The sequence below is a fragment of the Argonema antarcticum A004/B2 genome (assembly GCF_023333585.1).
Classification (GTDB): Bacteria; Cyanobacteriota; Cyanobacteriia; order Cyanobacteriales; family Aerosakkonemataceae; genus Argonema; species Argonema antarcticum.
Map to the genome: position 1 here is coordinate 12209 of NZ_JAIQZN010000033.1, position 26825 is coordinate 39033.

At 46.2% G+C, this 26825-nt stretch carries 23 protein-coding genes; 10 read left to right on the forward strand and 13 right to left on the reverse strand.

Annotated elements, in window-relative coordinates; genetic code table 11:
- Positions 1-57: 57 nt before the first annotated feature.
- From LAY57_RS15740 to psbD, 6 genes are all read right to left on the reverse strand, one after another.
- On the reverse strand, positions 58-930 hold the full coding sequence (locus LAY57_RS15740) for a 6-carboxytetrahydropterin synthase (protein WP_249067730.1): 873 nt from the start codon (positions 928-930) through the stop codon (positions 58-60).
- 239 nt (positions 931-1169) lie between these two features.
- A complete protein-coding gene (locus LAY57_RS15745; protein ID WP_249067731.1) occupies positions 1170-1868 on the reverse strand; it encodes a J domain-containing protein in 699 nt (232 codons plus the stop codon).
- Between the two features lie 94 nt (positions 1869-1962).
- The gene (gene cysK / locus LAY57_RS15750) at positions 1963-2928 is read right to left on the reverse strand and encodes a cysteine synthase A (protein ID WP_249067732.1); all 966 of its coding nucleotides are present in this window, start codon (positions 2926-2928) and stop codon (positions 1963-1965) included.
- A gap of 74 nt (positions 2929-3002) precedes the next feature.
- On the reverse strand, positions 3003-3440 hold the full coding sequence (locus LAY57_RS15755) for an RrF2 family transcriptional regulator (RefSeq protein ID WP_249067733.1): 438 nt from the start codon (positions 3438-3440) through the stop codon (positions 3003-3005).
- Between the two features lie 353 nt (positions 3441-3793).
- On the reverse strand, positions 3794-5890 hold the full coding sequence (locus LAY57_RS15760; RefSeq protein WP_249067734.1) for an iron uptake porin: 2097 nt from the start codon (positions 5888-5890) through the stop codon (positions 3794-3796).
- Positions 5891-6982: 1092 nt separating this feature from the next.
- On the reverse strand, positions 6983-8041 hold the full coding sequence (psbD, locus tag LAY57_RS15765; protein ID WP_249067781.1) for a photosystem II reaction center subunit D2: 1059 nt from the start codon (positions 8039-8041) through the stop codon (positions 6983-6985).
- Between the two features lie 348 nt (positions 8042-8389).
- Here psbD and LAY57_RS15770 point away from each other — a divergent pair, with 348 nt between their 5' ends.
- From LAY57_RS15770 to LAY57_RS15795, 6 genes are all read left to right on the forward strand, one after another.
- Positions 8390-8659, forward strand: coding sequence for a UPF0367 protein family (locus LAY57_RS15770; RefSeq protein ID WP_249067782.1), 270 nt, complete (start codon positions 8390-8392; stop codon positions 8657-8659).
- Positions 8660-9352, forward strand: a complete 693-nt coding sequence (locus tag LAY57_RS15775; protein ID WP_249067735.1) for an ABC transporter ATP-binding protein — start codon at positions 8660-8662, stop codon at positions 9350-9352.
- Between the two features lie 198 nt (positions 9353-9550).
- Positions 9551-10099, forward strand: coding sequence for an NYN domain-containing protein (locus LAY57_RS15780; RefSeq protein ID WP_249067736.1), 549 nt, complete (start codon positions 9551-9553; stop codon positions 10097-10099).
- Between the two features lie 399 nt (positions 10100-10498).
- Positions 10499-11146 (forward strand): hypothetical protein, encoded by a 648-nt coding sequence (locus tag LAY57_RS15785; protein ID WP_275994041.1) that lies wholly within the window; start codon positions 10499-10501, stop codon positions 11144-11146.
- Positions 11147-11248: 102 nt separating this feature from the next.
- Positions 11249-12463: an aminotransferase class V-fold PLP-dependent enzyme gene (locus tag LAY57_RS15790; RefSeq protein WP_249067737.1), complete on the forward strand. Its 1215-nt coding sequence runs from the start codon at positions 11249-11251 to the stop codon at positions 12461-12463.
- Positions 12464-13257: 794 nt separating this feature from the next.
- Complete coding sequence (locus tag LAY57_RS15795; protein WP_249067738.1) at positions 13258-14256, forward strand: nSTAND1 domain-containing NTPase; 999 nt, start codon at positions 13258-13260, stop codon at positions 14254-14256.
- Here the strand turns inward: LAY57_RS15795 and LAY57_RS15800 are convergent.
- Together LAY57_RS15800 and LAY57_RS15805 are read right to left on the reverse strand one after the other, a co-directional pair.
- On the reverse strand, positions 14217-16178 hold the full coding sequence (locus tag LAY57_RS15800; RefSeq protein ID WP_249067739.1) for a two-component system response regulator: 1962 nt from the start codon (positions 16176-16178) through the stop codon (positions 14217-14219). The two genes, LAY57_RS15795 and LAY57_RS15800, sit on opposite strands and share 40 nt — an antisense overlap.
- 587 nt (positions 16179-16765) lie before the next feature.
- Complete coding sequence (locus tag LAY57_RS15805) at positions 16766-17548, reverse strand: SDR family oxidoreductase (RefSeq protein WP_249067740.1); 783 nt, start codon at positions 17546-17548, stop codon at positions 16766-16768.
- Between the two features lie 331 nt (positions 17549-17879).
- Here LAY57_RS15805 and LAY57_RS15810 point away from each other — a divergent pair, with 331 nt between their 5' ends.
- On the forward strand, positions 17880-18914 hold the full coding sequence (locus LAY57_RS15810; RefSeq protein WP_249067741.1) for a YihY/virulence factor BrkB family protein: 1035 nt from the start codon (positions 17880-17882) through the stop codon (positions 18912-18914).
- 69 nt (positions 18915-18983) lie between these two features.
- Here the strand turns inward: LAY57_RS15810 and LAY57_RS15815 are convergent, their stop codons facing one another.
- The gene (locus LAY57_RS15815) at positions 18984-19976 is read right to left on the reverse strand and encodes a DUF389 domain-containing protein (protein ID WP_249067742.1); all 993 of its coding nucleotides are present in this window, start codon (positions 19974-19976) and stop codon (positions 18984-18986) included.
- Between the two features lie 202 nt (positions 19977-20178).
- Between LAY57_RS15815 and LAY57_RS15820 the strand changes: the two genes are divergently transcribed.
- Positions 20179-20538: a hypothetical protein gene (locus tag LAY57_RS15820; protein WP_249067743.1), complete on the forward strand. Its 360-nt coding sequence runs from the start codon at positions 20179-20181 to the stop codon at positions 20536-20538.
- A gap of 35 nt (positions 20539-20573) precedes the next feature.
- Here the strand turns inward: LAY57_RS15820 and LAY57_RS15825 are convergent, their stop codons facing one another.
- Positions 20574-21578 (reverse strand): hypothetical protein, encoded by a 1005-nt coding sequence (locus LAY57_RS15825; RefSeq protein ID WP_249067744.1) that lies wholly within the window; start codon positions 21576-21578, stop codon positions 20574-20576.
- Between the two features lie 120 nt (positions 21579-21698).
- Here LAY57_RS15825 and LAY57_RS15830 point away from each other — a divergent pair, with 120 nt between their 5' ends.
- Entirely contained in the window at positions 21699-22268 is a 570-nt protein-coding gene (locus LAY57_RS15830) for a hypothetical protein (RefSeq protein WP_249067745.1), read from the forward strand.
- On the opposite strand, the gene LAY57_RS15835 is transcribed toward LAY57_RS15830, so the two are convergent.
- Entirely contained in the window at positions 22252-23310 is a 1059-nt protein-coding gene (locus LAY57_RS15835) for a YheT family hydrolase (RefSeq protein WP_249067746.1), read from the reverse strand. The genes LAY57_RS15830 and LAY57_RS15835 overlap by 17 nt on opposite strands.
- A gap of 819 nt (positions 23311-24129) precedes the next feature.
- Between LAY57_RS15835 and rpaA the strand changes: the two genes are divergently transcribed.
- Positions 24130-24861: a two component system response regulator RpaA gene (gene rpaA, locus LAY57_RS15840; protein WP_249067784.1), complete on the forward strand. Its 732-nt coding sequence runs from the start codon at positions 24130-24132 to the stop codon at positions 24859-24861.
- Positions 24862-24866: 5 nt separating this feature from the next.
- On the opposite strand, the gene LAY57_RS15845 is transcribed toward rpaA, so the two are convergent.
- Both LAY57_RS15845 and LAY57_RS15850 read right to left on the reverse strand, forming a co-directional pair.
- Positions 24867-25598, reverse strand: coding sequence for a choice-of-anchor K domain-containing protein (locus LAY57_RS15845; RefSeq protein ID WP_249067747.1), 732 nt, complete (start codon positions 25596-25598; stop codon positions 24867-24869).
- A 443-nt stretch (positions 25599-26041) separates the two neighbouring features.
- Positions 26042-26788 carry a choice-of-anchor K domain-containing protein gene (locus tag LAY57_RS15850; protein ID WP_249067748.1) on the reverse strand — a complete coding sequence of 249 codons (747 nt, stop codon included), beginning with the start codon at positions 26786-26788 and terminating at the stop codon, positions 26042-26044.
- Between the last annotated feature and the right edge of the window lie 37 nt (positions 26789-26825).

Sequence of the window (26825 nt, forward strand, 5' to 3'; positions counted from 1 at the left end):
GTTAAAACTGGAGTTTAGACTATCGCACCGCAGGTGCGATAGTCTAAACTCCAATAATTACAGTCGCATCAAAACAGGCTCACTGATTTTGCTAACAAATGAACCTGATTCTAATTCAGTAGCATAAACTTCACAAGAATTATTGGGACTTTCTACCAATTTTACCTTGTAAAGCTCGGCTCCCAATTCCCGAATCGGCTCTTGTAGTAAATCGCGAATCCGAATAGCAATATTTTCAGCCGTCGGAACGACTTCTGCAAAGTAAGGAATATCTTTATTCAAGAAAGTGTGATCGAAAGGTTCGACAACATAATCGTCAATAACCTTTTGCAATGAGCCTAAATCAACGCTCATGCCGGTACGTGGGTCAACTTCGCCTTTGACTGTCACCTCTAAATGATAATTGTGACCGTGACCGTTGGGACGAGCGCACTTGCCATAAATCTCGCAGTTTTTCTCGTAGCTGAGGTCAGGACGAGCCAGTCGGTGAGCGGCGCTAAAATGAGTAGCAATGCTGAGGTAAGCTTCCATTCCGTTTCCTAAATAATCTGCCCAAAGTTCAGGATGTTCAAACAGTTGAATACGCACCAAAGGTAAGTGAGGAGCCAGCTTTTGCCAGATTACCCGTGCTATATTTTCGGTAGTAGGAAGAGTCTCTTGAAATTCTGGCCAGACTTCGTTGAGATAGGAAAAGTCCAGTTGGCTGGTGACTTCTCGCTTGATTACGTGCTTAACATCCGATAGATTGAGTACCATGCCGTACTCATCTAGTTCGCCTGCCATGTAGACAAATAGGACGTAATTATGTCCGTGTCCGGGTGCGCGGGTGCAGGCACCAAACCGCTGAATGTTTTCCGCTTCAGTTAGTTCGGGTAACCAGTACCTGTGGCTAGCCGAAAACTGAGCGCGACGATTGACAATACATTTCATGAATACACTTGCACAGGAGCGAGGAGATATAGCTAGGGGCTAGGGGCTTTCTTGCTAGGGACTAGGGTCAGAAGGGTTTAGAATCAAGGATTTCAGGAATTCAGAATTTCCTAACCGCCTTGGCGGTTACAATAATTGTAAACTTTCGTAAAACTATTCTAATTCCAGAATAAAACAATTTCCGCTCAAATTCCACTCAGGAGCAAGTGACCGGGTAAAGTAATCTTCTTTCTTGATTCCTAAGCAACATTTTTTAAGGCCGCTTGAGCTTCGCGGCGCAGTCCGGCGGCAATCCTAAACATTTCATGACCCGTGTGCAGATAGCGATCGTCATAATTGAAAGTGAAGAACTCTAATTCGTCAATCCCATCGCCTAGTTGATTTAGGCAATAATAAAGGGTTGCTGCAACGCCCGCTACTTGGGCGGGATTGGGCATGGAACGAAAATAAAGCTGCGCTTGCTCTAAAAAGTCTCGGCAGTCTTTTAGGTAATCCTGAAAAGCCTCCAGGAGTTCATCATCAAAGGGATCGGCGGAGAGGTTATCTATCTGAGCCTTTAGGGGATTGAGAATGCGACAAAGCAAGCGATTGACTGGCTGATAAACTTGGTTGAGCCATTGCTGAATTTGCTCGTCGGTATCCCTTGCATTTTGTCGCTGTTTTTGGTATTCTCTTTGCGCTGCTTTAGTCCGCTGTTGCCAATTGCCAGAGGAGGTTGGTGAGGGATTGCGTAATTGCCGATCGTAAGACTGTCGCTGATGAGGATCGCCCAGTATTTCATAGGCGGCGTTAAGTTCGACGATTTGCTCGTGATTGGCTTTCTCGTGCTGGCTATCTGGATGATAGAGTTTGGCTAATTGGCGATACGATCGCTTAATTTCAGCTTGAGTCGCCTGCGGACTGACTTGCAGGGTTTCGTAGTGATTGGGATCTGCCATAATACTAATTCAGTAGTTGGCCAAACCGATCTTGATAGGTGGAAAGCAGAGAAGTTTGAGATACCGTGCCTATCAAAATCAGATTGGTGAACTATTAGGCTAACCCAAGAGTCGATATTTTGAGTTCTGGATCTTGGAACAAAGGCGTACTCAAATAGCGTTCTCCAAAACTGGGTTGAATCATCACTATTAAGCGTCCCTCATTTTCCTTTCGCTGGCCAACCTCGATCGCCGCACACAGCGCCGCACCAGTGGAAATGCCGGATAACAGCCCTTCTTCGCGAGCTAGACGACGCCCGTAAGCGATCGCTTGTTCATCGGTAACTGCGATCGTCTCATCAATTAATTCCACCTTAAGCACTTCGGGAATAAATCCAGCCCCAATACCCTGAATCTTGTGTGGGCCTGGTTTTCCGCCGGAAAGAACCGGGCTATTAGTAGGTTCGACTGCGATCGCTTGAAACGAAGGTTTCCGGTTTTTAATTACCTCCGCCACACCCGTAATCGTACCACCAGTGCCGACCCCAGCCACCAGGATATCCACCTCCCCATCCGTATCATCCCAAATTTCTTCCGCTGTCCTCTCCCGGTGAATTTGCGGGTTAGCCGGATTGCGAAATTGTTGCAGCATATAGGAATTGGCGGTCATTTCCACAATCTCTTGCGCCTGCCTAATCGCCCCACTCATACCCTCAATCCCTGGAGTCAGTTGCAGTTCCGCTCCATAAGCTCGCAACATCGCTCGTCGCTCGCTGCTCATAGTTTCGGGCATAGTTAAAATTAACCGATAACCCTTAGCCGCAGCAACCATCGCCAGAGCAATCCCGGTATTTCCAGAAGTAGGTTCCACCAACACTGTTTTGCCCGGTGTAATCCGCCCTTCCTCCTCCGCCTTATCAATCATGCTCACGCCAATGCGGTCTTTAACAGAAGCCGCTGGATTCATCCCCTCCAACTTCACCACAATTCGCGCCACACAGCCTTCTGCTTGTGGAATCCGATTTAACTGTACCAGAGGCGTGCGACCGACTAACTCGGTAATATCATGAGCAATCCGCATATCTTTGTCCTTTGTCAATAGTCAATAGTCCTTGAGTTCATGGTTCATAGCAATGACCAATAACCAATGACCAATTAGATGTAATACATAATATCTAGTTGACGCCTAGCATCTCGCTTTTCGCGCAGATCTTGTAGTGTATATTTTTGCAAAACTGAATTAGCCGCTTGCAGCCCTTCCAGCCAGATTTCTCGCACCACAGCACTTTCTAGGGTTTTCGGCGGAGCATCGCTTTCAGACGACTGAGCATCTAGTCCCTCAAGACAGCACACCACATCCAAAAGCGTGATTTTCCAGGGTTCGCGACCCAAGACGTAGCCTCCCTTAGCTCCACGTTGGCTACGCACCAAACCGCAACGTCTCATAGTAGCCAGCAGTTGTTCTAAATATCGATCGGGAATATTTTGCTGAGCCGCAATCTGCCGAATTTGTAGCGGTTCGCCGCTTTTATAGTGAATTGTCAGCTCTAAAAGAGCTAAAAGCGCGTATTCACTTTTACACGAGAGTTCCACAGTTTATATCGTTTCCGGTTGATTATGTTTAGTTTCGGTTTAAGTAGAATTGTCGGTTGGGTTGGGGTGTGGTCATAAGTAATTGGTTGAAACGAAAAGCTTTTCTTCTGGGCATTGTCCTCCTTGTCCTCCTTGTCCCCCTTGTCCTCCTTGTCCTCCTTGTCTCCTACATCACCAACGGGTTTTGACCACACCCGTTGGGTTGAGCAGCGCACGAAACCCAACTTTCGCCAAGCTCATTACTTTCTTAAGTATACTCCGGTTATTCACTGGAGTTTATCGGTTTACCACCATTGATAAAAAAAGCCCCGGTGACGGGGCTTTTGTTCTGTTCGGAGTCAGTTGTGCATCACCTAGAAGGTAAAGGTAGTTCTGAGCGTACCGATAAAGATGTCATCATTGCTCTTGTTCTGATCGGGAGCCATCAGCCAGATCACACCAGGAGTTACCGAGATGTTGTCTGTGAGTTGGAACTTGTAGAAACCTTCCAAGTGCCAAGGAATATCTCTGCGGAATGTGGGGTCTGGCCCTGCAACTTCTATACCTGTCAAGTAGGGTTCCGCACCCGCAAAAAGACCCAACACATTACCCTCTCTGCCCAAGTTGGGTAAGGCAATGCCCAATCCGTAAGTCCACATTTGTGCGCTTCCGCGACGGACAAGAGTTGCGTCTGTCATAGAAGCCCAGCCGCTGATCGAAAAATTCTTGCTGAGTCGAAACGCAGCCTGCGCCCCATAAGAGTTAGCCGAAATCGGCGTGCTGGTTCCATTTTGTGATGTATTAATACCACCCAGAAGTGTGGATGGCAAATTAGCCAGACTGGTGCCAACGAGGCGACCGCCAGCACCGCCACCACCGTCGAATATGTCGCTGCCGGTGTTGTGGTAACTGTGAACGTATGTTAAAGCAAAGCCAAGGCGATTGCTGACGCTAAAATTTAGTTGCGCCAAAGCGGAATAGTTACCATCAAACAGACCGTTTGTATCGGTCGGATTATTGGCACCAGTAGCAGAATTACCGGGGCGATTAACACCTGAACCCCCCGCCAAGTAACCCACAGTTATGGAACTTGGTTTGAAGAAGCTACCGCCGCGTCCTACACTGAAGCTGATGCCACCACCTGCACCGCCACCAATCCGATAGATGGGGTTCTGTTGTGCAAAGGCAGAAATAGCGCCATTGCCGCCGTCACCGTCGTAGAAGTAAGGGTTGGAAACATCGGCGTAGTCAGCGTGAAGTCCTCCATACGCAGCAAGATAAGCACGCGAGGTGCCAAATAAGGGGAATTCATAGGCCAACCAGTCTAAGACAATATTGTTGCTGGTAGCCCCACCAACGAAATATTGCAAAGTACCTTCTGCTGTACTCCGAAATGTCCCGTTACCGTCAGCGTCAGTAAACTCACGGCCTGGGAAATTAGTAAAAGCGACGGCGTTACCGGCTGCAATACGGGTGTGCAGGAGATCTTTACCCGTGAAGCTGGTTTGGAATTCTAAACGTACCCTGTCTTGAAAGACTGTATTGTTGTTGTCGTCAACACCACTACGAATGTTGCTACCGCCAAAGACATCAGCCAGAGCAAAGATAGCTTCTCCCCTCAGCTTTGTCGTAGTGGAGAATTGCTGCGCTTCCAGTCGGGTCGTCCGAGCTTCCAGAGCATCTACTCGGCCTCGCAAAGTAGCCAATTCCGCCGCAAACTCTTCTTGTAACCGTTGCAGCGCGGCCAAATCTTCTTTGCCAATACCTTGCGGCAACGACGCAATCAGTTCTTGAATCCGATTTAAGCAGGAATTTAACCCCGCTGCAAATTCGTAGCGAGTCAGGGCCCGGTTGCCGCGATAAGTGCGATCGGGATAACCTTCAATACAACCGTAGCGCTCAACCAGGGATTGCAGTGCTTGGAAAGCCCAGTCTGTAGGCTGTACGTCCCGCAATTGAGATACGGAAGTAACTTGACCCTCCGAGGCTCTGTTGGCCGAGCCTTCGTTGCCGTATTGGAGAATTTGGTCTAAATTACCCGAACTATCGGAAGGTGCTGCCTGAGCTACCGTATTTGAAGACAAACTCCGAGATGCGGGGGCAGCAGTTGGTGCCTTATCAGCTAGGGTTTTCTCTTGCAAAGTGCGGGCTTGAGTTGGGGCTTCTGCTTTGGAAGCAGCTGCCTTCTGCTGCGAAATAGGAGCTTCAGCAAAAGGCGTCTCCAACTTAGAGCCAGCCGTAGCCTCTTCTTCTACTGCTGACAGCGCTGGAGCTATATGTTGTAAGGCATCCAACTTTAGATTGGCTGCGGCAATTGGCTGCGCTTCAGGACTTTGAGTTGCTACAGCTTGGGGCTGACTTACTTCTGCGGTTGTTTGGCTTTCTGTGGCCATTGCTGAAGAGCCAAATACTAGGGTCGCCCCCAGGATTGCCGGACTAAACAGCAGAGACTTCAACAACATTTTGGACATTTTTACTCTTTCTCCTCACACCACATCATAGAGAATCTACGGATTCATCTAAAATTCCCGATCGATACCTTGGTCAAATTAACTTATTTGACTGGCGAAAGCGCTGCGGGGTTCACTTTCCTAGAGTATAGGCCATCTATTTGGATACGGTAGTTGATGCTTTTGCTTCCTACTTACCTAATTTTGTCACTTGGTTTTGTAACTACAGGTGTTTCAGAGAAGTTTCTAGCTTCTAGGGTTCAATCCTTTAAAGTTTTACTTCAACAAGGATTTGTGTTGAAAACCCCCTACTTTAACTCTTTGACGATCTAGGTGCTGATTTGCGATCTTGCTATTTTACTCCATTGATGGGGATATGACAAGATACACAAGGGTCAAAAGCATTAAAGTTAGGCTTACCGAGGACGAGGCAAGAGAGAATTAATCTTGATGCGAAATCTAAAGAGTTTTCTGTGTCTCTTGGTTATTCGGGATTACATCAAGGGACTACCTAAAACGGATTCGCTACGCTCAAGTTAAGTGAGTTGGTTGCAATTCATCTCACCAGCAAGCTGTCGCTGTGGTGGGAGTCCTCTTGCAACATTTTAGATAGATTAACAAATTACAGCAGCGCAGCTTTCACTCATCAGCCAGTTTCCGATCTGGCTCTTGGTACAAAAAACTATCCGCTCTCAGCAATAGTGACTTGGTAAAATTTTGGTCACTATCGCTGAGAGCGGTCTAGCGGGTCTTCAGATGGAAACTAGACTGCCGGGAGGAATTCTAACCTGCCCAGCAGGAACAGCTATTTTAGTTCCACTAGGAAACTAAACTTAACTGCTAGAGAACAGCCCCGGCGCACAGCCAGTTAAATCCAATCTGATGACCCATGATTTTACTACTATCTTGCATAGGCATCACCTCCTTATTCCCTGAACGGTCTTTGTCTCAAAGAGGAAATTGAAGTATCGGTGTTATTCACCTGTAGTTAATGTATCACACGAAAACAAGAAAATGGGGATCTTCCCCAAAAATTACCAAAAAACCCCTGCTTACCGATATGCAGGGGTTTTCGGCTCAGCCACTAAAGCTGAGCCGGGATCGGGCTAGATACTACAGAGCGTTACCGCGAGGTAGTACTTCTTCAGGGAATACAAATTTTTCGTGGGGTTGATCCTGTGGTGACATCCAAGCACGGATGCCCTCATTCAGCAAAATGTTCTTGGTGTAAAAGGTTTCAAATTCGGGGTCTTCAGCCGCTCTTAACTCTTGGGATACGAAGTCGTAAGCCCGCAGGTTGAGTGCTAAACCGACAATGCCAATGGAACTCATCCACAAGCCGGTGACTGGTACAAACAGCATGAAGAAGTGCAACCAGCGCTTGTTGGAGAAGGCAATTCCGAAGATTTGCGACCAGAAGCGGTTGGCGGTCACCATACTGTAGGTTTCTTCTGCTTGGGTGGGGTTGAAGGCACGAAAGGTGTTGGCTCCTTCGCCGTCTTCAAAGAGGGTGTTCTCAACTGTAGCACCGTGGATGGCGCAAAGTAAGGCTCCGCCCAGTACGCCCGCTACGCCCATCATGTGGAAGGGGTTGAGGGTCCAGTTGTGGAATCCTTGCAGGAAGAGGATGAAGCGGAAGATTCCCGCTACTCCGAAGCTGGGGCCGAAGAACCAGCTGGATTGACCCAAGGGGTACATCAGGAAGACGGAAACGAAGACGGAGATGGGTGCGGAAAATGCGATCGCGTTGTAGGGACGAATGCCTACTAGGCGAGCGATTTCAAATTGGCGCAGCATGAAGCCGATCAGGGCGAAGGCTCCGTGCAGGGCGACAAATGCCCACAAGCCGCCGATTTGGCACCAACGGGTGAAGTTCCACGCGGCTTCAGGCCCCCACAAGAACAGGAGGGAGTGTCCCATGCTGTCTGCTGGTGAGGATACGGCGGCGGTGAGGAAGTTGCAGCCTTCTAGGTAGGATGAGGCTAGTCCGTGGGTGTACCAGGAGGTGACGAAGGTGGTGCCGGTCAGCCATCCGCCTAGCGCTAGGTAGGCGCAGGGGAATAGGAGGATGCCGGACCAGCCGACGAATACGAAGCGATCGCGCTTTAGCCAGTCGTCGAGGACGTCAAACCATCCTCTTGAGGCTCCAGCACGTCCGACAGCAATAGTCATGACGCAAATCTCCGAATAGGTATGAGTACGGTCGATCGGTTTTGCACTCACCTAACTGTTTTTCAGTTAAGGTTACGCACAAAACCACTTTAAACGTAATTCTAGTTTACGTTTCTTTACTATGTCTCTCATTATAGGTGCAAGTTTCCAAATTTTTCACACCCTAGATTGATTTAATTCAGGACAAGGAAGTCAAAAGACAAAAGGGACTGGGGACTGGGGACTGGGGGAAGAGGGAGAATTTTCTTTCTTTTGACTTTTGACTTTTGACTTTTGAGGCCCCTAGTTTCGCTAACTTTGCAATACTAGAAAGTGGTTGTGGAATTAAGCAGAATATCTCAAACGCCCATGTTCACTATTGACTTGACTTTAAAGAACACTCCCTTCCCACTTTCAGTGCAACGGAAGTCAGACGAGGACGCCCAAGCGCTCTACAATCAAGTTCTGGAAGCGATGCGCTCTGGCAATTCTCAAATTTTGGAACTCACTTGCGACAAACAGCTAGAAAAAAAGATCGGCGTCCTGAGTACTGAAATCACCGCAGTGCAAATATCTCAGAAATCCGGTGCCGCATCTGCTGGCAGACCCCCTGGTTTCTTCGCGATGACAGAAGCATAAATGCTCACAGACGGCGATCGCATGACCCAATCAGCCATTACAGTGGAAAATGTTGGCTTTAGCTGGCCTGGGGGCGAAACAGTTTTAAAATCCTGTTCTCTCGATGTCCCCCAGGGCGAATTCTGGATGCTTTTGGGGACAAATGGGAGCGGAAAATCGACATTGTTGAGATTGCTGGCTGGACTTTTGCGTCCCCAGTCTGGTGAAATTAAGATTGCTGGGCCTGTGGGATTCGTCTTCCAAAATCCGGATCATCAATTGGTAATGCCAACAGTTGGTGCAGATGTAGCCTTTGGACTGGTGGAGGAAAATCTCCCCTTGCGCCAAGTTCGTCAACGGGTAGAAGAAGCGCTGGCGACTGTGAATTTGTGGTCATTGCAAAGACGGCCAATTTATGCTTTGAGTGGGGGTCAAAAGCAGCGGGTCGCGATCGCAGGTGCGATCGCCCGTCGCTGTGAAGTATTGTTGTTGGATGAACCTACCGCCCTTCTCGATCCAGACAGTCAGTTAGACCTAGTAGCTCAAGTGCGCCGTTTAGTCAATACTCAGGGCATAACTGCTTTGTGGGTCACTCACCGCTTAGATGAGTTAAATTACTGCGATGGAGCATTCTTGCTAGAACGGGGCTTGGTTGTGGACAAAGGCGATCCAAACCGCTTAAAACAACGCCTTATGCAAGAGGAGATTGCCTAGCAGAGAAAGTCAAAAGTCAAAAGTCAAAAGTCAAAAGAAGGATTTTTCCCCTCTTCCCTCTTCCCTCTTCCCTTTTCCCTCTTCCCTCTTCCCTCTTCCCCTAGTCCCTAGCCCCTAGCCCCTCTCTTCCCCTAGCTCTATATTGAGAGATAAAGTATCATCAAAAATGTTAAGTTTAGAAAAATTTGGCGTTGAAAAATGATACCCCCCTCGCCGTCGGCTACTTTGCTCGTAGACGGCTACAACATAATTGGCGCTTGGCCTCTTCTGCTTTACACGCGCGATCGCAACGGACTAGAGGCCGCCCGCTGGCAACTGATTGAAGCGCTAGTCAGCTATAGTGCTTTTCAAGGCTTCGATACTCAGATAGTATTTGACGCTCAGTATAGAAATACACCAAGCAATCGTGAAGTTATTACTGAGCATTTATCGATTTGCTTCACTGATTTTGAGCAGACAGCAGACACTTTCATAGAAAAAATCTGTGCTGACTTAAACCAAGAATTGCGTAAATTTAAACGTAGAGTGATTGTGGCCACATCCGATCGCGTTCAGCAACTGATGGTCACGGGGTACGGTGCCGAATGGATGTCAGCACAGAAACTCTACCACGAAGTTGAATCAACGGCTCAGGGCATCCGCCGCAAAAACAAAGCCAACAAACAATCATCCAGTCGTTTTCTAGCCAATTCTCTTGACCCGAAATCCCGGCAACGTTTGGCCCAATTGCGAATGGGATTGAAGTAGCAAACAACGGCTTTATATACGCTAAAAGCCTTGCTAGTTATGGGTTAAGACGAGTTATATAAATAAAAATTAAAAAAGTTTGCCAGAGGGCTTGCCAACTCGGTTGCATTACCGTTATTATATTTAAGGGTTGCTCAAGTAGCAGCCAATGCAATCCTCGGTAGCTCAGTGGTAGAGCGATCGGCTGTAAGGCACAAACACAGGTAAACCTTAAAGTTTACTTGCATTACCTAGCAGCGCTATTCGGCGACGAGTAGTGTAAAATCGGGTGAATTCAAGGAAACCGCAGCACTTCGGGTGGCGGTAATCTTGAGCCAAGTCTGGAGAAAAAGAGAGATTTCCTCTCATTAGCCAGAAAGGTGCAGAGACTAAGCTGAATGCTTAAAAAGGTTCTACCAAATGGTAGGAACGATACGGGAAATAAGGTCAGCGCTCGTGGGGATGATATACGGCAAAGCAACTCTTAGGAAAAACCCAGGAGGAGCGGTCGTATTAAAAATGACTCACAGCGAACGCGAAAAAGAATATCTGGAATACAAAACCCAGATTATTCAATCTATGTTTGGGTACGAGTTCAAAGTTAGAAGCTTTGATAACAACGGCTACCCAGGTGTTGAGTTGGTAACTAGAAACCATGCACGCCTGCGATCGTTGTATCCCGTTATATACAAAAACGGAAAGAAGCAATTCACCGAAAAAGGGCTGAAAATTCTAACCCCGCTAGGAATATCCTTGTGGTATCTTGATGATGGTTCGCTATCATACAAGCGACGCGAAGGAAAAATCCACGGTCGCGAACTCACTCTAAACACATATTGCTCTGAGGCAGAAGCTCGATTAGTCAAAATTTACTTTGAGGAACAATGGGATATTCACTGGACTGTTGTTCCGAATAAAAGTTGGTGGAGACTAAGAATGGGAGCCACAGAAGGTCGAAAGCTAATAAGTTTAATCGATCCCTTTGTCACAGACTGTATGAGATATAAAATTGACCTGAAATTAAAAGATACAGCATCAGCGACAGCGCCCGACATCCCAAGTGGATGATGAGATAGTCCACCCCCTTCAGAAATGTTGGGATAAGTGTAACCGATTGGTCGTAGGTTCGAATCCCACCCGGGGAGTTTAGAAAAGGATAAAGTGGGAAGCATGAAAAATGAAATTTCACGCTTCCCACTTCAGCGATCGGGGTTTGAGAAGTTCTGGGGGCTTGACCCAGATGTAACATTTCTTAACCACGGCTCATTTGGTGCTTGTCCAATTCCGGTTTTGGAAGCACAGCAGCGCCTGCGTGAACAAATGGAACGGGAACCGTTGCGCTTTTTTGGGCGCGAGTTTGAAGAATTGCTGGATGCCGCTAGAAGTCAGTTGGCTGAGTTCATCGGTGCAGATGCTTCGGACTTGGTATTTGTCCCCAATGCGACAACGGGTGTGAATGCGGTGTTGAGATCGCTAAAATTTACCAGCGACGATGAGTTACTGACAACAGACCACGAATACAATGCCTGCCGCAACGTGCTTGATTTTGTTGCCAACCAAACGGGGGCGCGGGTAGTGGTGGCAAAAGTTCCTTTCCCTCTAGATTCGCCAGAAAAGGCTCTAGCAGCGGTAATGGAAAAAGTTTCGCTCAAGACGCGGCTGGCACTATTAGATCACATCACCAGTCAGACAGGTTTGATTTTTCCCATCCAGCAGCTAGTACACCAGCTAGGCGAACTTGGTATCGATACTCTCATTGATGGGGCCCACGCACCTGGAATGTTGCCCCTCAATTTACGGGAGATCGGGCCAACTTATTACACTGGTAACTGCCACAAGTGGTTGTGTGCGCCAAAAGGGGCGGCATTTTTGTATGTACGGCGCGATCGCCAATCCCAGATTCGTCCGACGACAATCAGCCACGGTGCTAATTCTCCACGCAGCGACAGGTCTCGCTTCCAGCTAGAGTTTGACTGGATGGGAACTGACGATCCTACGGCTTACCTATGCGTAAGAGCGGCGATTAAGTTTATGGGTTCCCTGCTTGAGGGTGGCTGGTCTGAGTTAATGGCACAAAATCGGGCAATGGCACTGGCGGCTAGGCAGATCCTTTGCGAAGCCCTTGGCGAAACGCCACCTTGTCCCGATGAGACGATCGGTGCAATGGCAGTTGTACCTTTACCCGATGCAGCCCCCAATTCAGGTAAAACGCCTTTAATACCGCTTTTACAAGATGCTCTATTTAAGGAATTTGGAATTGAAGTGCCGGTGATTCCGTGGCCTGCCGCACCAAAGCAGCTAATTCGTATTTCGGCTCAAATTTATAATACACAAGCACAGTATGAGTATTTAGCTTTTGCTCTAGCACAACTACTAGGGACTTGAATCCTCGCGACTTGAAGAATGTTTATTGAAATTCTTCCTTTCTCCCCAACAAATCTACCAAAAGTCTTAATGTTTTCTCCCAACAAATCTACCAAAAGTCTTAATGTTACTGACATTCTGGGATAGGCAGAGAGTTACATAATTGAATGTAACTCTATAGCGGCCAGAATAGGTTGCGACCAACTTTCTTCTTCCCAAGTTTTTCACTTTTTACCTTTAGATTCAAATCATCTGATGAACAACTAGGAGCGCAATGATGATGCCATTCCAAGTTTGTATACTTCCTTACACTCTCTCGGAAATATTTGCACAAGCCAGCCGTTCTCGCAGAATTAGTCGTGGCGAATATGAGAGATTATTGCTTGCGCTAATGCAAAACTCACTCAGCGAGGATGAGAGAAGTTCCATCAAGCGGCTCCTGTACGCGGTGCGTAGAAGAAGGATAAAGGTTGAGGGTAGCCCACATTTCTTGTTATCAATCTCTGACCTAGCATCCTAGTTTAACGATCGTAGCCCACATTTGTTGCGATCGATCTCTGACCTAGCATCCTAGTTTAGCGATCGGCACAACAGTAGGTAAATGAGTGGGCTTAACTAAACTTAAAAATATTTTATTGTTCTTGACTGTTGATTTTTTTTGTTCACAATCAACAGTTAAATTTATCTTTACTACTTTATTAAGCAATTTTGAGATCCTCTCCCTGGCGATCGCTCCTTTGCTCTGCAAATGCGGAAATGTTGATAAACCTGGGTTAGTGTAGCAGATGGCTCTCAAGTTGTTGTAAAAATGTTGTATGACCAACCGCTCACTGCCTCAGAGTCCCTTTGTGGCGGGGCCGATGATTACCGACCCCCAGTTCTTTGTCGGTCGCTCTTCAGAACTGAACGCCCTTACCGCGCGGATGACAGGTTCTCAACCTGTCAGCATCAACGTTGTGGGTAAAAAAGGCATCGGAAAATCTTCCCTGCTATATCACTTTTTCCAGACTTACGAACAGCGGGTGGAGAATCCCAAACGTTACGTAGCGATTTATCTTGACCTCCTGAATTCCGAGTGCCGGGATGAGATTGGTTTTTATCACGCCGTAGCTCGACAATTGCTAAATCTGCCAAAAGTGCGATCGCAACGAACCTTAACCAGACCATTTCAAGTTACATCCTTTGAGCGCCAGACCTTTTCCTCAGTGATGGGAGAGTGGAAACGGCAGGGAGTGCTACCCGTACTTTGCCTGGATGAATTTAGCGCATTGTTCAAGCATCCCAAAGAATTCAGTGATGGATTTTTTGACAACTTGCTTTTTTTGATGAACACCAACGCCTTGATGCTGGTGGTAGCTTCACAAAGAGAACTAAATTTTTACGGGCATCGATATAAATTGACCTCTTCTTTCTTCAATATGGGTGATGTTCTCAGGTTAGGCAACTTGACTGAAGAAGAAGCAAAAGAACTGGTAAGTTTGCCTGCCAGAACGGGTGTTTTAGCTGCCTTGCGTACCGATGAGCAATGGCTAGCTAGAAAGTGGGGTGGATGTCATCCTTTCTTATTGCAGTTAGCAGCTAGTTTGTTGTTGCAAGCACGTCAGCAAGAACAGGTTGTCAGTTGGGCAAAAGCTAGATTTGAACAAGAAGCGCGTGGCATTCCCAAACCGCTTTGGAAAATTACTCCACCCGCCGGTTATTTCGCCAGAAGCGCTAGCGGTATGGCAATTCTCATTCTGGCGGTTTTGGTTGTCATCAGTGTGCTGAAACAAACTCAAGTATTAGAGTCATTGTGGAAAGCGCTGGGGAAATAGCAATGGCCAAAAACCTGCTCTTGAGCCAACAGCTGGGTTGCAATTTCGCTATCTACAGGTTTAGAAAATAAGTATCCTTGCCCAAAGTCGCATCCCAACTCTCGCAGTTTCTGTAGTTGAAAAGGCGTTTCTATCCCTTCTGCCACCAGATCCATACCTCGACTGCGAGCGAGCGTCACAATCGTTTGGACGATTTGTATATCATCTTTATCCACTCCGATGCGACTCACAAAAGAGCGGTCAATTTTTAACGTATCAATAGGAAACTCGTGCAGGCGACTTAAAGAAGAATAGCCAGTGCCAAAATCATCGATACACAACTTAATACCTAAAGCTTTTAGCTGTTTGAGAATCTTTTCTTCCCAGCCTAATGTTTCTAAAAGGCAACTTTCCGTAATTTCTAGCTTCAAACAGCATATTGGTATATCAGTCTTCTCCAAAATTTGTTTTATCCGATTTATTAGCTCCATTTGCTTGAGCTGTACGGCGGAAAAATTCACGTTAATCGCCACAGGAAGTTTGCGAGGAAACTGTTGCTGCCAAAGGGAGATTTGGTAACAAGCTTCCTGCAAAATCCACCAGCCTAAGTCGTCGATCAATTTAGTTTCTTCAGCTACAGGGATGAATAGATCGGGAAAAATTAACCCCTTAGACGGATGACGCCAGCGCACCAGTGCTTCAAAGCCGTTCAGTTGCCCCGTAGAAAGTGAGACAATTGGCTGATAATAAAGGCAAAATTCCTGAGTATCGATCGCGCCGCGTGACGAGGGTAGGGACTTAATCGCCCGTCGTAAGTCGTTTTCCAGCTGCAAGCGTGCCATCGCAAGTGTTTGCATGGCTGGATCGAACACTTCGTAACGACCTTTTCCTTGAGCTTTAGCATGATACATTGCTATATCTGCATCCCTTAGCACATCTTCCGGTCGATCGTACCCACTTGTACTGAGGATAATGCCAATGCTGACTTCAGTGAACACTTCATATTCATTTAATTTGAACGGCAGTCTTACTTCCTTTTGGATGCGATCGGCTACTTTAATTGCTTCATCAATATCTTTAATATCTTCGAGCAAGATGACAAATTCATCTCCTCCAAAACGAGCGACTGTATCTGTGTGACGTAAACAAGCTTGCAGTTTACGGCTGACGCTTTTAAGCAATTCATCTCCAAGCAAGTGTCCGAGACTATCGTTAACCACTTTGAAGCGATCGAGGTCAATAAATAGCACCGCATATAAATAATCTGGGTGTTCCCTAGCAATATGGATAACCTGCTGCAACCGATTCATAAACCAAGCTCGGTTAGGCAAATCTGTAAGTGAATCTTGAAAAGCAATACGCCCTAATTTTTCTTCCCTCTCCAACAGCTGAACTTGAGTTTTTTGAAGGTCTTGCAGGGCGTGTGTAAGTTCGGCGGTTCGATCTTTCACCCGTTCCTCTAAATCCTGCGCCAGCTTCTTCAACCCTGCTTCCGCCCCCATTCGTGCGGCGATTTCCTGCTTGAGAACGAGATTTTGTGCTTCCAATGCCTTAGTCAAATCTCGCATTTTAAGATGCAGCCTCACTCTAGCTAACACTTCGTCTTGCTGAAACGGCTTAGTGATATAATCCACCGCCCCCAGCGACAGACCTCTTACCTTGTTTTCCGAATCGGTAAGAGCCGTCATAAAAATTACAGGTATATCTTTTGTTACCGCCGATGCTTTCAAGCGTTGGCAAGTTTCAAACCCATCTATTCCCGGCATCATTATATCCAACAATATAAGATCGGGGGAAACCTCCTGTAGTTTGTCAATAGCACTTTCACCATCGTTAGCCACTAACACTTTAAAACCATAACTTTTCAAAAAACTAAATAGCATTTTGAGGTTAGTAGGGTGGTCGTCAACAATTAAAATCAACTCTTGTTTTGCTCCATCCATTTGTATTTATCAGCTAAGGTATCACAACTTGTAAATTTTTCAACAATTCATGTGATGTATAGGGTTTGGGCAAAAATATTTTGCTCCCAGCACCCATAAGCTCAGAAATATGAAAATTAGACCTAACACCGCTGACGGCAATAAGTTTGACCTGGGGAGAATCAGTTCTCCATGCCCTGAGACTAATTTGTTGGCAATTTCTGATGTAGCATTTGTGTCCATTGTCTGCGTTGCCGGTAAGTACACTTTAAACTGGTGTTAAACCTACAGCTGCAAAGATTTGCAGGACGAATGGTACCACTAAGACGAGGCTTAGCGGCATTTTTAGGCGGCTTTTGGGAATTCTATGCTCGCTTGTTAGTACTGTCATGGGGGAGTCGTTTGTTTGGATGGTCTCGATAACAACGGTCGCTCACCCTTGGTCATACAAAACCGTAGCTAGGAAAATGTTCTACTCTATTATATTGCCTGTTAGTTGTGCCTACCGAAGCAATTCCTACCTTTACACCTATTTTTATATCCAATATACTTCGATAAAGTTGACGTTGCGATCTTTATTAAGTGCATCCAGAATCGCAAAGTTGCTTCTACCCCTGTAGTAGCGACTGCGCCCCATCAATCCAAATTTCTGTACCGCTAATGTGACTCGAAGCATCCGAGGCTAGAAATAGCACTAATTGTGCCACCTGCTGTGAAGTTCCCGGTTCGCCGTCAGTTAAGGGGATCTCTCCTTCTGGAAACTCAACGGGTTCCTTAACCTTATCGAGATTGCGCCGTTCGGTGTTTTCGTCAATCTTGGTTTCGATCGCTCCCGGACAAATGACATTGACGCGGATGCGGTGTTCGGCAAGTTCCAATGCCACCATTTTTGTAAAGGCAACCTGAGCAGCTTTAGAACATGAATAAGCCGTTGCACCAGTATTGCTAAAAATGCGCGTACCGTTAACTGATGAAGTAATAATAACAGAGCCGCCCTGCTTTTTTAGATAAGGCACGGCATATTTAACTGTTAAAAATGTTCCTTTAAGATTAACGTTTATAGTTTTGTCCCACTCTTCTGGCGTCAATTCTTCTATGGGTGCCCAGACGCCATTGATACCTGCATTCGCAAACACAATATCCAGCCGTCCCCACTTATCCGCAATTTGCTGGATTGCTTGTTGCATCATGATCGGCTGGGAAATATCGGCAATTAGAGTCATCGCTTCACCACCATTGCTTTTAATTTCGGCAACTGTGCGATCGACTTCTCCTTCATTACGTCCTAACGCTGCAATTTTAGCACCTTCTTTTCCTAGCAACTGTGCTGCCGCCTTGCCAATTCCCGAACCCGATCCTGTAATCAGCGCCACTTTTCCTGCAAGCTGCATATTATCCTTCCCTGGCCAAAGTTCTAAAAGTTTTCAGCAGTCATGTTGCCCAAATCTACCAAAGACTGGCTTTTAGTTCAATAAAATCATAACAAAATTATTTATGGCTCACCCTGAAGGTAGAAGTTTTGAAGCCTATTGCCGAAAAAATGTATGCAGATTCCAGAAGTAGATATGTATTAGCCCATAGGATAGATGCGTTTCTCTACCTTAATGGAGTAAACCAGAAAATAAGCCAAAACCAAAAACATTCAACCATTGCCGAAAGATGCCCGAACGTACTTCTACTTCTTCAAACCAAGATCCTAATCACCCTAAAAGAAGAGTACCCATGAATTTAAAGACAATGTGGGGACTGCTGAAAGAAACTTTTGATGAATGGAATGAGGATAAAGCCTCACGGTTGGCGGCAGCGTTGGCGTATTATACGGTGTTTTCCTTAGCACCGCTGCTGATTATCATAATTGCGATCGCAGGCAGCGTATTTGGAGAAGAAGCCGCCAGAGGGCAGATTGTAGGCCAAATTCAAGGTTTGGTCGGCAGAAGTGGCGCAGAAGTCATTGAAACGGCGATCGAAAATGCCAATAAACCAGCCACTGGGACTATAGCCTCTATTATTAGCGTCATCGCCTTGGTGTTTGGCGCGTCTGGCGTATTTGGTCAGCTGCGAGATGCCCTCAATACTATTTGGGAAGTGGCACCAAAACCAGGTATTAACGTCAAAAGCTTTATTCGCCAAAACTTTTTGTCCTTCTCAATGGTGCTGGGAATCGGCTTTTTATTGCTGGTGTCCCTAGTAGTCAGCGCCGTATTAGCAGGACTTAGTACTTATTTAAGTAATTTGCTACCCGGTATTGACTTTCTTTGGCAAATCGCCAATTTTGTCATCTCGTTCGGCGTCATTACATTACTGTTCGCGATGATTTACAAATTCTTGCCAGATGTGAAAATTACCTGGAGTGATGTTTGGATTGGTGCTGCTATCACCTCGCTGCTGTTCACTATCGGCAAGACTTTACTGGGTTTGTATTTAGGAAACGGCAGTTTTGGATCGACTTACGGTGCAGCTGGGTCACTTGTAGTTATCTTGGCTTGGGTTTACTATGCCGCCCAAATTCTCTTTTTCGGTGCGGAGTTTACTCAAGTTTATGCAAGAAAATATGGTTCTCAAATCGTCCCCAATAAAAATGCTGTACCCGTCACCGAGTCAGCCCGCGCCCAACAAGGAATGCCTCGCACTAAAGATATCGAAGCAGCAGCAGAATCAGACAACAGCAAGCGAGGAAACAGACGGATGTCTAGGCGTTCTGGATTGCCGGGGTTTATGCAACGACTAACTGGGAAAAGGAAAAATCGATCTCGGTAACAATCTTGTTTTCAGCAACAAGTGATATCATTTCTGAAAATTATTAGGGTTTTGATTGAGAACTATAGTTTAGAGGACTTCACGCCTCACTTCTTCAACTTGACCCACTTCAAAAATCAGCGTGATGTGTTGACCCATCTCTTTTTCTACAAATTCTTCTAAAAGCCGCACTTGTTTTGGTGTCAAAGGTTCGCTACTGCGAACATTCAGGCGGACTTCGGGTGGATTGGTTAACCAGTTGGCATCGCTTTTCATCAGTACCACCCGCTGAAAGGTAATCGTTCGGTTTAGTAACGCCCTTTTAAGACTTGCTTCCAGTCGAGCTTGTCGAATCAATTCTACAAAGCTCACGCCCAAGGGAATCACAAGTATGGCTGTAAAAACTAAAGTCCAAGTAAGAGCTTTACGGGCGCGATGCAATGGAGTGTAGCCTGCTATTAAAAAGGTCAGCATACAAGAAAGAGTAATTCCCAACAAATTGGTTAAATACAGAAGTGTTGCACCCAAACTGAGCGACCAATTTCCTTGAGATAAAGCCAAACCAATTACACAAATTGGGGGCATGAGAGCGACAGCGATCGCAGTTCCAGCTAGAGTTGCAGAAACTTTGGGCTGAATTTTGGCAAAACCGCTGATTCCCCCGGCAGCAACCGCAATTCCCAAGTCTAGCAAGGTTGGTTTGGAACGAGCTATAACTTCACTGCCAAATTCCGGCAATCTTACTAAGGAACCTAGCAATACAGCTAACACAATTGCGAGAAAAGTACCTACTGCGATCGCACTTAATCCTTTGCGAACTAAGACAACATGGCCTTCTAAGGCTCCAAATGCCAATCCGCGAATAGGCAACATTAAAGGAGCAACGATCATAGCTCCAATAATCACAGCTACGCTATTAGATAAAAGCCCTAAAGTGGCAATTACGCATGAACCTAAAATCAAGACAAGATAATTAATATCTAAATTTGATTCTTCTAATAGCTCTAATTGTATTCGCTCTAAACTTTGCGGCTCGATGTTTCTGGTTTTTAATTTTTTAAAGCTAATATTAATATTTTTCATCAAAATTCTCTCCTGATAGCATGAAATGAAAGGTAAATTTATACTATTTTCCTTTTGACCCGATATTATATACCAGTTTCGTCCTCTTTGTAGTGCGATATATAGCATTACCCAGGAAAATGCGTATTACTAACCTTGGATAGAGTTTAAGCTTTTGAGATTTTACTACAATCAACAAAGTTTTATACCGCAGGGAGATGCCATGAATCTTCAAGAATCAACATTAGCAGCGTGGGCGAAGATTCAGGGGATGATTGACGGCCTGATTGTAATGCTGCCAAATATAATGTTGGCCGCGATCGTCTTCGGGCTGTTTTTTTTCGGGGCAGGGCAAATTAAATTGCTGGTCAAACGCCTGACCCGAAGGCATCGACAGGCTCGCAATCTGGGGTTGGTACTGGGGCGTTTGTCCCAGGGAGTGGTGATTTTAGTCGGTTTATTTATTGCAGAAAACGATCGGGCAGAAATAGCAGGTGCTAAGTCTATAGCCGCCCTGCATGAGGAAATTGCAGCATTGCGAGCTGATATTCAAGCTCTTTCCGGTCATAAACAAGAATCTTGAAGACTGTTTCAGATTTTCTATTTGTAGGTAATTGATTATTTTTGCACAGACCAAATAGGAAGTTTGTTAACTTGTTCCAGCGTTAAATCTACATAGGTAATGTCCTTTTCCCTGGCAACCGCTTGACCGAAATAACCTTCAACGCCATCATGAGCGTGAGGGCCGCTGACCTGTGTTGTGTAACGACCTTCCCGAACGGCTTGATTAAAGGGAGAACCAACAGTCCAAGGCCAACGGGACGGGAACACAATGCGGCCTATATCTTCAGTCCAATCTCGACTGCCTCGCAAGTGGTAGATTCGATCGGATAAGTTGAAGCCTTTATCGCCAGCGAAGACGCCGCCAATGGAGACAACTGTAATTTTTGCATTTAACCACTGGTGAAGATAGGGAACTGCCCCCAGCGCAACTTGTGCGCCTCCGCTAGTACCGATGAGAATAATTTTAGAAGGTTGGGACTGGGGGATGGGATGTACTGCCTCCATGCGATCGATAATAGCGGTGGCAATCCCCTGGTTATAAATAGGGCCGTAGCGATCGTCTGCGGAAATAGCAAATCGCCAAAGATTGCGGATTTTGATTACTACGTCTGCTATACCTAGCCATCCATCTGCCTGATTGGCAAACCGCCACAGGGGTGCTAGCGGTCTTCTTCCTCCCAAACTCTCGTTCGCCGCTGAGTAGGGAAAAACATCCCGAACCGCTACACAATTGGAATGCGTTTCTACTAAACGGTTTAAAAATTCTTCTTCCCCAGGAGTTAATTCATCGGCTGAAAAATCACCCACTCCTGGCAGAAAAACTATATAACAATTAATCTTTGAAGACTTAGTAACAGAACTGGAAATATTGTCGGATGGCAAGTTCTTGACCTGGTTACTCTTAGAACTTAGACTTTCATATCCTTCATTCACCCACCACACTATAGTTCCCACTGGCGCGAGAGTTCCCCAGCCAAGAAGTAATAATCCTGCTACAGTCAACAGCTTTAAACTTCCACCTCGAATCCCGATAAGTATCCGCCAGATCATCTGAAGCATTGAATAATGTTTAAGCCTCTAAAGAACTTCGCAGTTAGCAGATTAAACTTTGGTTGTGATATTTTACTGAATCAGGATAATATCTAGGTTGTCATCTACCTTAAGGATTAGAGATTCTCTGTGAGTGATAAAAAGTCAAAATGTGGTTTGGGCAAGACAATCTGGAAAGCATTAGCGTTGAAGGGAGATTTTTACGAAAATGCTCGCAATACTCCTAAAACTCAACGGCGATCGCTCACGATCGTAATTTTAGCGGCAGTGTCCCATGCTCTGGGTAGTGCAGTTATCTTATTGATTAACAGGGCTACTCTGCCTATCCTAGTTCTGGCACTTTTGATAGATGGCCTCAGCGTGGTGGGAGGTTACTATTTTTGGACTCTAACCATCTCCAAGATCGGACAGTGGCTAAAACCAAATCACGTAACTTATAAAGATTTGCTGATTCCTATTGGGTATGCCTATTCTCCCCAATCGCTGAATTTCTTAACGGTGATTCCTTTGTTAGGACGACCGATCGAACTGGTGTTATCCGTATGGAGTTTGCTAGCTGTAATTGTTGCCGTTCGTCAAGGTTTAGATATTACCACTCGATCGGCGTGGTTGATTTGTTTGGTAGGTTGGCCTTTAATTCAAGTCGCAATTGGTTTTGTGCAAGTTTTTGAACAGTATTTAGTTAAGTTGGCCGCTTAAGATCGCACCAGTCTAACACTCGATTCCAAGCCCACCAACAATCGGGGTCTCCCGCTTGCTGCTGGCACGTTTTGCTGCTGATGTAGCCCACATGACCGCCGTAACGAGTCAAAATCAAATCAATGTAAGGGTTATCAGCAGAGGCGGCTTGCAAGTCAGGTATAATCGTCGGGTCAAACATGGGGTCGTCTGCGGCGTATAAAATCAGCGTCGGTTTCTTCAGATGAGGCAATATCTGCAAAGCGCTGCTAGCCTCGTAATAAGCTTCCACGGATGGAAAGCCCAATCTATCGATTACCAATTCGCGATCGAAACCCCAAATACCGTTGGCCCGATCGATCGCAGCCAGATCTATTGTCCCTGGATGAGCATCGTAGATACGCCAGGCCAGTTTTTTGAGTTCCCGTGCGATCGCTCTCTCCAAATACTTGCCCCAGCGATGCTTTACTAAATAAGAAAGGGAACGATTGGAATCCAAACTCGGACAAATTACTGCCGCCCCACCAATGTCCGTTGAGTTCAAACCTATATCCCCATCTTGCACCGTCAGATCCTGTGCTGCTTTCACCGCCCATAGCGCCAGCTGTCCCCCCAGAGAAAACCCCGCAAACCAGAACGGTGCCGGACACCCCATTGTTTTAGCCGATTTGGCAATGCGGACAAAATCTTCTCCCTCGTACAAACCATCAGAAGTCAGTGTCGGAGATAACTCTGCTGTCCTGCCGTGGGCACGCCAATCAAATAGCACCACTGCATAACCGCGAGCAAATGCCTTCCGCCCCAGCAGTCTTAGAAACCATTGATTATCCAAAGACCCTGTAATACCGTAAGTACCAACAATCGTACCGCAAGGTTTCTCAGGAATCGCCACAAGGCCAAAAATGGGCACGTCTTGAGCGCCTGCAAAGATTGTCTCTTGGTAAGACGGCTCTGGCTCAATAATAGTGCTTTCCCACTCACGACCGCCCAACAGAGCAGTGTAAAGGGTCATCGCCAGACCGTTTCTGGTCTGCCAAGGTGGACTATAGGCAGAATTTGGCATATCAGGGCGCATCTACACAGTTTTAAACAATTTTAACCAGTCCCTAACCAGATCTCTGGGGCGTTGGGGAGATAGGAACCCAAAAACCTGCGATCGCAAGCCTCTATCCTCGGATAGCCGTAAATCTTCCCTAAAGATCCACTTTCTTTAGAAAGAATTTAGAATCCTTGCTTATAATCTGTACAGGAATCTTTGGATGCCGTAACAGGTTCTATAAGAACCTTAAAAAAACCCGTTAGTCAAAGCTATATAGTCAACAACCCACCACGTGAAAAGGAGTACCGATTAAGCGTGGGGGCTTGAAAAACAGCCCTAGTTGACCAGACTTAGGTAGCAATACCTACGTTAGTGGCAAGAGTTCGAGTTCCTACCTACGGATGCGACGCCAGTCCGTAGGGGCGGGTTTAATCGGGAAGGTGACAAATGTTGTCTGCCTATCGATAAGTCCAAACCCGCCCCTACGAACCAAGTGGTTAAAAAGGTTTAAAGGGTTAAGCCAGTGCTGCTGGGATAGTACCGACCACTAACATTGTCAAGGCGAACATCTACCCCTGCCCCAGAAATGGGAGGGGGAGTAATCCCCAATTAAACGCCCCACCGAGGCGGGTCACAGTATCGGTAGCCTCTATCCTGTGATGCCAGCAGGTATGCCAGAAAGTTCCCACTTCCGTTAGCGAAGCGGCTCCTAAAAGGAGCGGCGAAACGAGTTTTTCACGTCATTTTAACAATCTTTATGCAAACTAGACCACGGCCTCCCTTTCCTCTCACCGCCAAGCTCAGGACAGCTATGGCGGGAGTCTCCAGGGAGGAAGAAAGATGATGCCTCGGATACTCGTCATCGACGATGACCCCGCTATCTCAGAATTAGTCGCCGTCAATCTGGAAATGGCTGGCTACGATGTCAGCCAAGCAGAAGATGGCATTAAGGGTCAGGCCCTGGCTCTACAAATACAGCCAGACCTGATCATGCTAGACTTGATGCTCCCCAAGGTGGATGGATTTACCGTTTGTCAGCGCCTGCGTCGGGATGAGCGTACCGCAGATATCCCAGTATTAATGTTGACGGCTTTAGGTCAAACCGAAGATAAGGTACAAGGCTTAAATGCTGGTGCCGATGATTATATGACCAAGCCGTTTGAAATCGAAGAGATGCTCGCCAGGGTGCGGGCTTTACTGCGACGCACCGATCGCATCCCCCAAGCTGCCAAACACGCTGAAATCCTTAACTACGGCCCTCTTACCCTCGTTCCAGAACGGTTTGAAGCTATTTGGTTGACTCAGACTATCAAACTAACTCATCTGGAATTTGAGCTACTCCACTGCTTACTCCAGCGCCACGGTCAGACAGTCTCTCCTAGTGAAATTCTCAAAGAGGTCTGGGGCTATGACCCAGATGATGATATTGAAACTATTCGCGTACACATCCGACATTTGAGAACCAAGATGGAACCTGACCCCCGCCACCCGCGCTATATCAAGACTGTATACGGTGCTGGCTATTGCCTGGAGTTACCCAGTCGCGAGCAAATAACGGCAGATACAGCTTCTTGACACTTTTATTTACGACGACGACCAGCAAAGTAAATCCCCAACAGTGAAAGACCAGCGAAACTCGCTGGTTCAGGTACGGTAACGGATTTCGGATCGGAAATAATCTTACCGTACAAAGAGGCGATCGCAACACTTCCTTCTGGTGAGTTGAACTCCTTAACAATGGCTTTACCGCCATTGGTAGAGAAGCCCATCAGTTGAAGTGTGTAATCATTTTCTTGGTAATTAAACTTCTGACTGGATAGTCCGGCGGTGGAAAAACGCAACCTGTCACCATCCAGAACGGGATTGCCACTCGTATTCGGTGTATTCAGGATATTGAATAAAAAGTTAAAACTCTCGCCGGTTGCAAATGGAAGGGTGAGAGATAAACCTATTTGCAGCGGAAAATCACCATCAAAATTGGAGTAAGTGTATGTACTGCCGTTGCGGTAAGAGAGAGTGCCAAGATTAAAGAGGCTGTTGACGCCAGCGCTAAACGTTGTCCCGTCGAACTGGACGTAGTTGGTAAATTTATTCGGATCTGTTTCACCCCAAGTTAGGCGGTTATTCGTATTGCCGTTATGGCTGGTGATTGAAATAACTGATGTGGGACTGGGAGTAAGAGGGGTTCCCCATTGAGCAGAAGTACTGCCTGCGAAAGTTGCAGCTTGAGCTTGATTTTGGAAACTCAGTAATAGTGCGATCGCCAGAAAAAATTTAGATATCTTAACTGTACCTTCTAAATTAAATTTCATAATCTTCTTACTTAATAGGACTAACTTCTCAAAGCTAGTAGATTCACGTAGGCTTGCCAAGCTTCCATCTACGTATTTACCGAATCTTTATTTAATCTTCATCGATTCTTTATAAATATTCCTTTTGACAACAGCCTGAGCTATTCCTCTTCATTAATTCTTTATTGAAGCTTCATGACATCTTTATAAAAAACTTTCCACAAAAGCCGAAATTCTTCCCTGCATAGGAATAAAAAGTTAGCAATACAGCCCTTGTCAGGTGGGTAGGTACGCGAAACCGGGTTTCTTGGAGAAACCCGGTTTCTGAGGTGTACTTCATGCAACTGAAAACCGCTATAACTCGAAAGGTATACGCTTTTTGAATATGACATCCTCCCGACCCAACCTTAAGGTATAGGTCGGGAAGATGTCATATCGCTATGCAAGATTTTCTGCTTCATCGATTAGATGTTTCGGCTACGACGACGGGTCGCGAAGTAAATTCCCAATAGCGATAAACCAGCCACAGCAGCAGGTTCGGGAATCGTCTTCTCCGGCGGCGCTTGAACAACACCCGTAAGTTTACCGTACAAAGATGCGTTGGCAATACTCGCTTCTGGGGAATTGAACTCGCTCATTATAGTTTGACCGCCATCGGAAGAGAAGCCAGTTAGCTCAAGGGTGTAATCGACTCCATCGTAATTAAACTGCTGGCTGGATATGCCAGCAGTAGAAAAACGCAGTTTGTCCCCATCCACAACTGCGTCGCCGCTGTTGTTGGGTGTGTTGAAGATGTTAAATGAAAAGTCAAAAGCCTTGGTGCTGCTGAAAGGATTTGTCAAAGACAAAGCAATATTGAGGGGAAAATCGCCGTTGAAACCGTCCCACGTAGAGCCATTGCGGTAAGTTAGATTACCAAGATTGAAAATGCTACCTACACCAGCATTAAAGCTTACACCGTCATACTGGACGTAGTTATTGAATGGGGTACAGGTCAGACAGTTATCAGTCCGCCCCCATGAAAGTCGATTATTTATACCTCCATTCTGATTAGAGATAACCGTACTCCCAGACGGATTAGCAGGCATTCCCCATTGACCGGAGGATGTGCCCTCAAAGGTAATCGCTTGCGCTTGTCCGGCTATACTGACTAACAAGGTAGCAGTGAGAGCCGCAGCGGATAATTTAGCTGTGTGAGGATGCGATCGCATAAATTTATTCTTCGGTAGTTCGCAAATCCACACTACA